4 protein-coding genes are annotated in these 7,420 nt (G+C 76.2%); all 4 read left to right on the forward strand.

Annotation, left to right across the window (positions count from 1 at the left end; all coding sequences use genetic code 11):
- Positions 1–1,765: condensation domain-containing protein (locus ACSNOD_RS26050; RefSeq protein WP_436769498.1), on the forward strand; the 1,765-nt coding region annotated here is incomplete at its 5' end.
- A gap of 126 nt (positions 1,766–1,891) precedes the next feature.
- Positions 1,892–3,340: an aldehyde dehydrogenase family protein gene (locus ACSNOD_RS26055; RefSeq protein ID WP_436769499.1), complete on the forward strand. Its 1,449-nt coding sequence runs from the start codon at positions 1,892–1,894 to the stop codon at positions 3,338–3,340.
- A complete protein-coding gene (locus ACSNOD_RS26060) occupies positions 3,333–4,265 on the forward strand; it encodes a condensation domain-containing protein (RefSeq protein WP_436769500.1) in 933 nt (310 codons plus the stop codon). The genes ACSNOD_RS26055 and ACSNOD_RS26060 overlap by 8 nt, the downstream gene beginning before the upstream one ends.
- A partial coding sequence (locus ACSNOD_RS26065) for a non-ribosomal peptide synthetase (RefSeq protein WP_436769501.1) occupies positions 4,184–7,420 on the forward strand: 3,237 nt, incomplete at its 3' end. The genes ACSNOD_RS26060 and ACSNOD_RS26065, both read left to right, overlap by 82 nt.

Here is a 7,420-nt window from a genome sequence, read left to right on the forward strand (position 1 = left end):
TATAAGAGACAGCGTCATCACCTCCACCACCGCCTCCCGCCCGCCGGCCACCCCTCAGGAGAAGGTGCTGTGCGGCCTGGTGGCCGAGCTCCTCGGCCTCCCCGAGGCCGGCCCCGACGACAACTTCTTCGAACTGGGCGGCGACAGCATCGTCTCCATCCAGCTCACCGGGCGCGCCCGCGCCGCCGGGCTCGCCCTCTCGCCCAAGGACGTCTTCGGCTGCGCCACCCTCGCCGAACTCGCCGCGCGGGCCGGCGCCGCCGACGACAGCGCGGAGGAGGCCGGGGCCGGCATCGGCGAGGCGCCGCTCACCCCGATCATGCACTGGCTCCGCGCCACCGGCGGCCCCGTCGGCCGCTACTCCCAGGGCAACCTGCTGCGCGTCCCGGAGGGCCTGCGCGAGGAGGTGCTGACCACCGCCGTCCAGGCGCTGATCGACCGGCACGACGTGCTGCGCGCCCGCTTCGAGGGCTTCCTCGACCGGGCGGCCGGCGGGGGAGCCTCCGACCGAGCCGGCGAAGGGGGCGCCGCCGCCGGCGGGGGGAGCGTTCCCACCTTCGAGGTGCGGCCCGTCGGCACGGTCCGCGCCGAGGACGTCGTGCGCCGCATCGACGCCACCGGCCTGTCCGCCGACGCCGCCCTCGCCCGGCTCACCGAGGAGCACCGCGCCGCGCTGGACCGGCTCGACCCCGCCACCGGCGCCGTCCTCCAGGTCCTCTGGCTCGACACCGACGACCCCGCCGACAGCCGGCTGCTCATCGTCGGCCACCACCTCGTCGTCGACGGCGTCTCCTGGCGCGTCCTCCTGCCCGACCTGGCCGCCGCCTGCCGCGCGGCGGCCGCCGGCGAGACCCCCGCCCTGGAACCGGTGCGCACCTCGTACCGGCGCTGGGCCCGGCAGCTCCTGGCGGAGGCCGGCTCCCCCGCCCGCACCGGTGAACTCGCCCTGTGGACCGAGACCCTCACCGGCTCCGACCCGCTGCTCCCGGACCGGCCCCTGGACCCCGCGCGCGACACCCGGGAGACCGTGCGCCACCTCGACCGCACCCTGCCCGTGGCCCGCACCGCGCCCCTGCTCACCGACGTGCCCGGGGCCCTCGACGCGGGCGTCAACGACATCCTCCTCACCGCCCTCTCCCTGGCCGTCACCGCCTGGCGCGAACGCTCGGGCGCCGACCCCGCCCACCGCGCCGTCCTCGTCGCCCTCGAAGGACACGGCCGCGAGGAACAGCTCCTGCCGGGCGCCGACCTCTCCCGCACCGTCGGCTGGTTCACCAGCGTCCACCCCGTGCGCCTCGACCCCGGCCCGGTCGACGTCACCGAGGCGCTGGCCGGCGGCGGCGAGCTCGGCGACGTGCTCAAGCGGGTACGGGAGCGGCTGCGGGCCATCCCCGACAGCGGCATCGGCTACGGGCTGCTGCGCCACCTCAACCCCGAGACCGCCGCCGTGCTCGCCCGACTGCCGCAGCCGGAGATCGAGTTCAACTACCTCGGCCGGTTCACCACCGGTGAGACCGCCACGACCGAGTTCGCCCTCGCCGACGAGGCCGCCGACTTCAGCGACGCCGCCGACCCCCGGATGCCCGCCGGCTACAGCCTCGACATCAACGCCTACACCCTCAACCGCCCCGACGGGCCCGAGCTGCATGTGCGCTGGTCCTGGCCCGCGGCCCTGCTCGGCCCCGCCGACGTCGAAGAACTGGCCGACCTGTGGTTCCGGGCGCTCGACGCCCTGACCCGGCACGCCCGGCAGCAGCGCCCGTAGGGCCACGCCCGCGCCGGCCCCGTACCGCGCCGCCGCCTCCCGGCGGTGCGGTACGGCGGCCGCGCCGAGGCCCCGGCGCACCCTCGCCCCCCCCCACCGAACCGCGCGCATCGCAGGAGATGATCCATGGTCACCGAAGCCGTCCGGGAAGCCGTGCGGCGCGCCCGCGCCGCCCAGCGCGAGATCGCGTCCTGGTCCCAGGAGAGGATCGACGATGTCGTCGCGGCCGTCGGCTGGCAGTGCTACCGGGAGGACAACGCCCGGCACATCGCCCAGCTCAGCCACCGCGACACCGCCCTCGGCACCATCGAGCACCTGTACGCCATGCAGCGCCGCCGTGTCCTCGGCGTGCTGCGCGATCTGCACGGCGTCAAAACCGTCGGCGTGATCGAGGACCTGCCCGAACTCGGCCTGCGCAAACTCGCCAAGCCCCTCGGGGTGATCGCGGTGGCCAGCCCCGCCACCGCCCCCGGCCCCGGCATCATGTGCAACGCGCTGCCGATGCTCAAGACCCGCAACGCCGCCGTCTTCACCCCCAACCCCCGGGCGCACGCCACCGCCCGCGAGGTCATCCGGCTGATGCGGGCCGCCCTGTCCGACGCGGGCGCCCCGCCGGACCTCCTCCAGTGCCTGGAGGTCACCGGCCGCGAGGCCGGCACCGCCCTGATGCGCGAGGCGGACCAGGTGGTGGCCATCGGCGGCGCCAACACCGTGCGCCGCGCCTACGAGAGCGGCACCCCCGCGATCGGCGCCGGCGTCGGCAACCCCACCGTCGTCGTCGACGAGACCGCCGACCTCGCCGACGCGGCCGAGAAGATCGCCACCGGGGCCTCGTACAACAACGGCACCTCCTGCTCCTCCGAGAGCAATGTGCTCGTCCACGCCTCCGTCGCCGAGCGGTTCCGCGCCGAACTCGCGCGCCGCGGCGCCCATCTGTGCGGGCCGGACGAGACCGCCCGGGTGCGCGCCCTGATGTGGCCGGACGGCACCGCCCTCAACCGCGACCTGATCGGCCGCCCCGCCTCCGTCATCGCCGCGGCCGCCGGCATCGCCGTGGACACCGCCGACGGCGCCGGCAAGGCGACCGTGCTCGTCCTCGACCACGCCGACGCCACCGCCCTGGACGACCCCATTCTCCGCGAGAAGATCTCCCCCCTGCTGACCTTCGGCGTCTACGACGACTTCGAGGAGGCCGTGCGGCGGGTGGAGGAGATCTCCGACCGCTGCGGACGGGGCCACAGCTGCGGCATCCACACCGACCGGCCCGACCGCGTGGCGCTGCTCGCCGAGCGCGTCCCCACCTGCCGGGTCGTGGTCAACCAGTCGACCATGACCAACACCGGCAGCTTCGACAGCGGGGTGCCCTTCACCACCACCCTCTCCAGCGGCACCTGGGGCGGCTGCGGCGTGTCCGGCAACATCACCTGGCGGCACTTCCTCAACCACACCCTCATCTCCCGCCCCATCCCCGAGTCGCTGCCCGACGAGCGTCTGCTCTTCGGCGGCCACTGGGAGCAGCGGGGCGGCCCCGAAACCGACGGCGCCCAGCAGGAAGGCCTCGCCCACCGTGTCTGACCACCGGCCCTCCCCGGCAGAAGCGCTCGCCGCCAAGAAGCGGGAGCTGCTGCGCCGCAAGCTCGCCGAGCGCGGCCTCGCCCCCTCCGGCACCGGCCGGCCGGGCATCGCCCCCCGCCCCGACGGCGCGCGGCCCGTCGCCTCCTCCGCCCAGCGCCGCATGTGGGCCCTCCAACAGCTCACCCCCGGCACCGCCGCCTACAACCTCGTCATCGCCTTCGACCTCACCGGCCCCCTCGACGCGACCGCCCTGCGCGCCGCCCTCGGCGAGGTGACGGACCGGCACGAGATCCTGCGCACCGTCTACCGCGAGGACACCGACGGCGCCCTCACCCCGCGGCCGCTCGCCCGCCCGGCGGTCGAGCTGCCCACGCACGACCTCACCGGGCTCCCGGCGGCCGACCGCGACCGCGAGGCCGACCGGCTCGCCACTGAACTGGGCCGGCGCCCCTTCGACCTGGCCACGGACCTGCCGCTGCGCGCCGCCCTGCTGCGCACCGCCCCCGACCACCACGTCCTGGTGCTGGTGGCCCACCACGTCGCCGTCGACGAGGGCAGCTGGGAGATCCTCCTGCGCGACCTGGCCGAGCACTACCGGCGGCACACCGCCGGGGACGGCCAGGACGCTCAGGGCAGCCCGGGCAGCTCGGACAGCTCGGGCAGGCCCGCGGGTCTGCCCGCCCCCGAGCGCCCCCGCCTCCAGTACGCCGACGTCGCCCACTGGGAGCAGGGCCGGCTGACCGAGGAGTGGGCCACCCGGCAGCTGGAGTACTGGCGCGGCCGGCTCGACCCCTGGCCGCCGCCGTCCGCGACTTCGCCCGCGCCCAGGGGGCCACGCCGTTCATGGTGCTGCTCGCGGCCGTCACCGTGCTGCTGCACCGCCGCACCGGCCACCGGGACATCGCGCTCGGCACCCCCGCCATGAACCGCGACCGGGCCGAGTACGAGGGCCTCGTCGGCAACTTCGACAACACCCTGCTGCTCCGCACCGACCTCGGCGGCGACCCAGGCTTCACCGACGTCCTCGCCCGCGTCCGCGAGGTCTGCGCCGGCGGCTACGAGAACCAGCACCTGCCCTTCGAACGCGTGCTCCAGGAGCTGCGGCCGCAGCGCACCTCCAGCAGGACCACCCCGTTCGACGTGATGTTCCTGCTGCGCACCGAGTCCTTCGACACCTTCGCCCTGCCCGGCCTGGCCGTGCGCCCCCGCCCCGCCTCGAACGGCACCAGCCAGTTCGAACTGACCCTCGCGGCCGTCGCCACCGGCGACCGGCTCGCGCTGGAGGCCACCTACCGCACCGACCTGTTCGACGAGCCGACCGTGGCCGATCTCCTGCGCCACCTGGAGGTCCTCCTCGGCGACCTGCTCACCGAGCCGGACCGGCCGGTGCGCCGCGCCTCCCTGCTCGACCCCCGCGAGCGCCACCAGGTCCTCGTGGAGTGGAACGACACCGGCCACCCGGTGCCCGACGCCACCCTGGACGAGCTGTTCGAGCGCCAGGCCGCCCGGACACCGGAGGCGACCGCCCTGGTCTGCGGCCCGGAGACGCTCACCTACGCCGACCTCGACACCCGCGCGAACCGGCTGGCGCACCTGCTGCGCGAGCGGGGGGCCCGGCCCGAGACGCTGGTGGCCCTCGCCCTGCCCCGCTCGGCCGACATGGTCGTGGCGCTGCTCGCGGTCCTCAAGTCCGGCGCCGCGTACCTGCCGCTCGACCCCGACTACCCCGCCGAGCGCATCGCCGCCATTCAGCGCGACGCCCGGCCCGCGCTGCTGGTCACCACCGCCGCCACCGCGCCCGGCCTGCCCACCGACGACCCCGCGCGGCGCCTGATCCTCGACGACGAGGCAGTCCGCGCCGACCTCACCCGCCGGCCCGCCCACAAGCCGGAGGGCGAGCGCCCCACCCCGCTCAGCCCCGCCTACGTCATCTACACCTCCGGCTCCACCGGCGCCCCCAAGGGCGTGATCGGCCTGCACCAGGGGCTCGTCAACCGCCTCGCCTGGTTCCACGCCCGCCACCCCTGGCACCCCGACGCCCCTGTCTGCGCCAAGACCTCGCTGAGCTTCCTCGACGGCACCAGCGAACTCCTCGGCCCGCTGCTGCACGGCGGCTCCGTGGTCCTCGCCGACCGCGTCGCCGCCAAGAGCCTGCCCCACCTGGCCGCGCTCGTCCACGAGCGGCGCTGCGCCCGGATCACGGTCGTGCCCAGCCTGCTCGCCGCGATCCTCGCCCTGCCCCCCGAGGAGCGCGACCGGTTCGCCGGCTGCGAACTGTGGATCAGCAGCGGCGAGGCCCTCACCGAGGACGTCGCCCGGCGCTTCGCCGAGGCGTTCCCGCACGCCCGGCTGCTCAACTTCTACGGCTCCTCCGAGGCCAGCGCCGACAGCCTGCAGGCCGAGATCAGCGGAGGCGACGCCGTCATCGGCACGCCCCTGTGGAACACCCGCGCCTATGTGCTCGACGCGGGGCTGCAGCCCGTACCGGTCGGCGGCACCGGCGAGCTCTACATCGCGGGCACCGGCCTGGCCCGCGGCTACCTCCACCGCCCGGGGCTGACCGCCCAGCGCTTCCTCGCCGACCCCTGCGGGCCGCCCGGCAGCCGCATGTACCGCACCGGGGACCTGGTCAGGACGCGCGCCGACGGCAGCCTGAGCTACCTCGGCCGCGCCGACGACCAGGTGAAGATCCGCGGCTTCCGCATCGAGCCCGGCGAGATCGAGGCGGTGCTCACGGGCCACCCCGGCGTGCGCCGGGTCGCCGTGGTCGCCCGCGCGGACGGCGCCACCGGCAAACAGCTCGTCGCCTACGCCGTGCCCACCGCCCCCGACGCCGTCGACGCGGCCGCGCTCCGCGACCACGCCCGCGCCGCCCTGCCCGACTACATGGTCCCGGCCGCCGTCGTGTTCCTGGACGCGCTGCCGCTGACCCCCAGCGGCAAGCTCGACCGCAGGGCGCTGCCCGCGCCGGACTTCACCCGCGCGGTGGGCGACGAACGCCCCCGCACCCCGGGCGAGGAGCGGCTGAGCGCGCTGTTCGCGCAGGTGCTCGGGCTGCCCGCGGTGGGCGTGCGGGACAGCTTCTTCGAACTGGGCGGCGACAGCATCGTCTCCATCCAGCTCGCCAGCCGCGCCACCGCCGCCGGGCTGCCGCTGTCCCCGTGGGACGTCTTCCAGTACCAGACCGTGGCCGCGCTGGCCGCCGTCGCCGGCGAACGGGCCGGCGAGGACGACACCCTCGTCCCGCCGACCCCCGCCATGCGGCGCATCGCCGTACGGGGCGAGGCGGCCGTGCCGGTGCTCCTGCGGGTGCCGGCCGGGCTGGGCCCCGACCGCCTCACGGAGGTGCTGGGCGCGCTGCTGGACCGGCACGGGGTGCTGCGGGCCACCGCCACCGCCGAGGGGCTGCGGATCGCGCCGCCCGGCACGGTTCCCGCGGGCTCGCTCCTGACCCGGTACGACGCGGCCGGGCTGGGCGCGGCGGCCCTGCGCGAGGCGATACAGGCCGAGGCCACCGCCGCCGTACGACGCCTCGACCCGGACAAGGGCGTGGTGTGCGACGCGGTGTGGTGGGACGCCGGCGACCGGGCGCCGGGGCGGCTGCTGCTCACGGTGCACCCGCTGGTGGCCGACGAGGAGTCACGGCGCGTGCTGGTGGCGGACCTCGCCCGGCTGGCGGCGGGGGAGCGCCTCGGTGGTCCGGCCGACGCCCCCGCGGCTTCCGCAGCGGAATCCGTCGCGGAGCCGGCCCCGTTCGCGCGGTGGGCCCGCGCGGTGATCGAGGCCGGAGCGGTCACGGCGACCGAGGACGGCGACGCGTCCGGCGAGGGGGCGGGGCCGGCCCCGGCCCTCCCCGCGACCACCGTGGCCGCCGGCGCCGCTCACACCGACCACACCACTCACACCGCCGACCTCGCGGACGAGCCGCTCACCGCCGCCCTGGAGCGCATCGCCGAGCGCTTCCACGCCGACCTGGGCGATGTCCTGCTCACCGGGCTGGCGCTCGCCGCCGCCGAGCAGCCCCTGTCGCCCGGACTCGACCCGGCCGACGGCCTGTCCGTGGAGCTCACCCGCTCGGAC

This window comes from Streptomyces sp. URMC 123 (genome assembly GCF_051386515.1).
GTDB lineage: Bacteria > Actinomycetota > Actinomycetes > Streptomycetales > Streptomycetaceae > Streptomyces.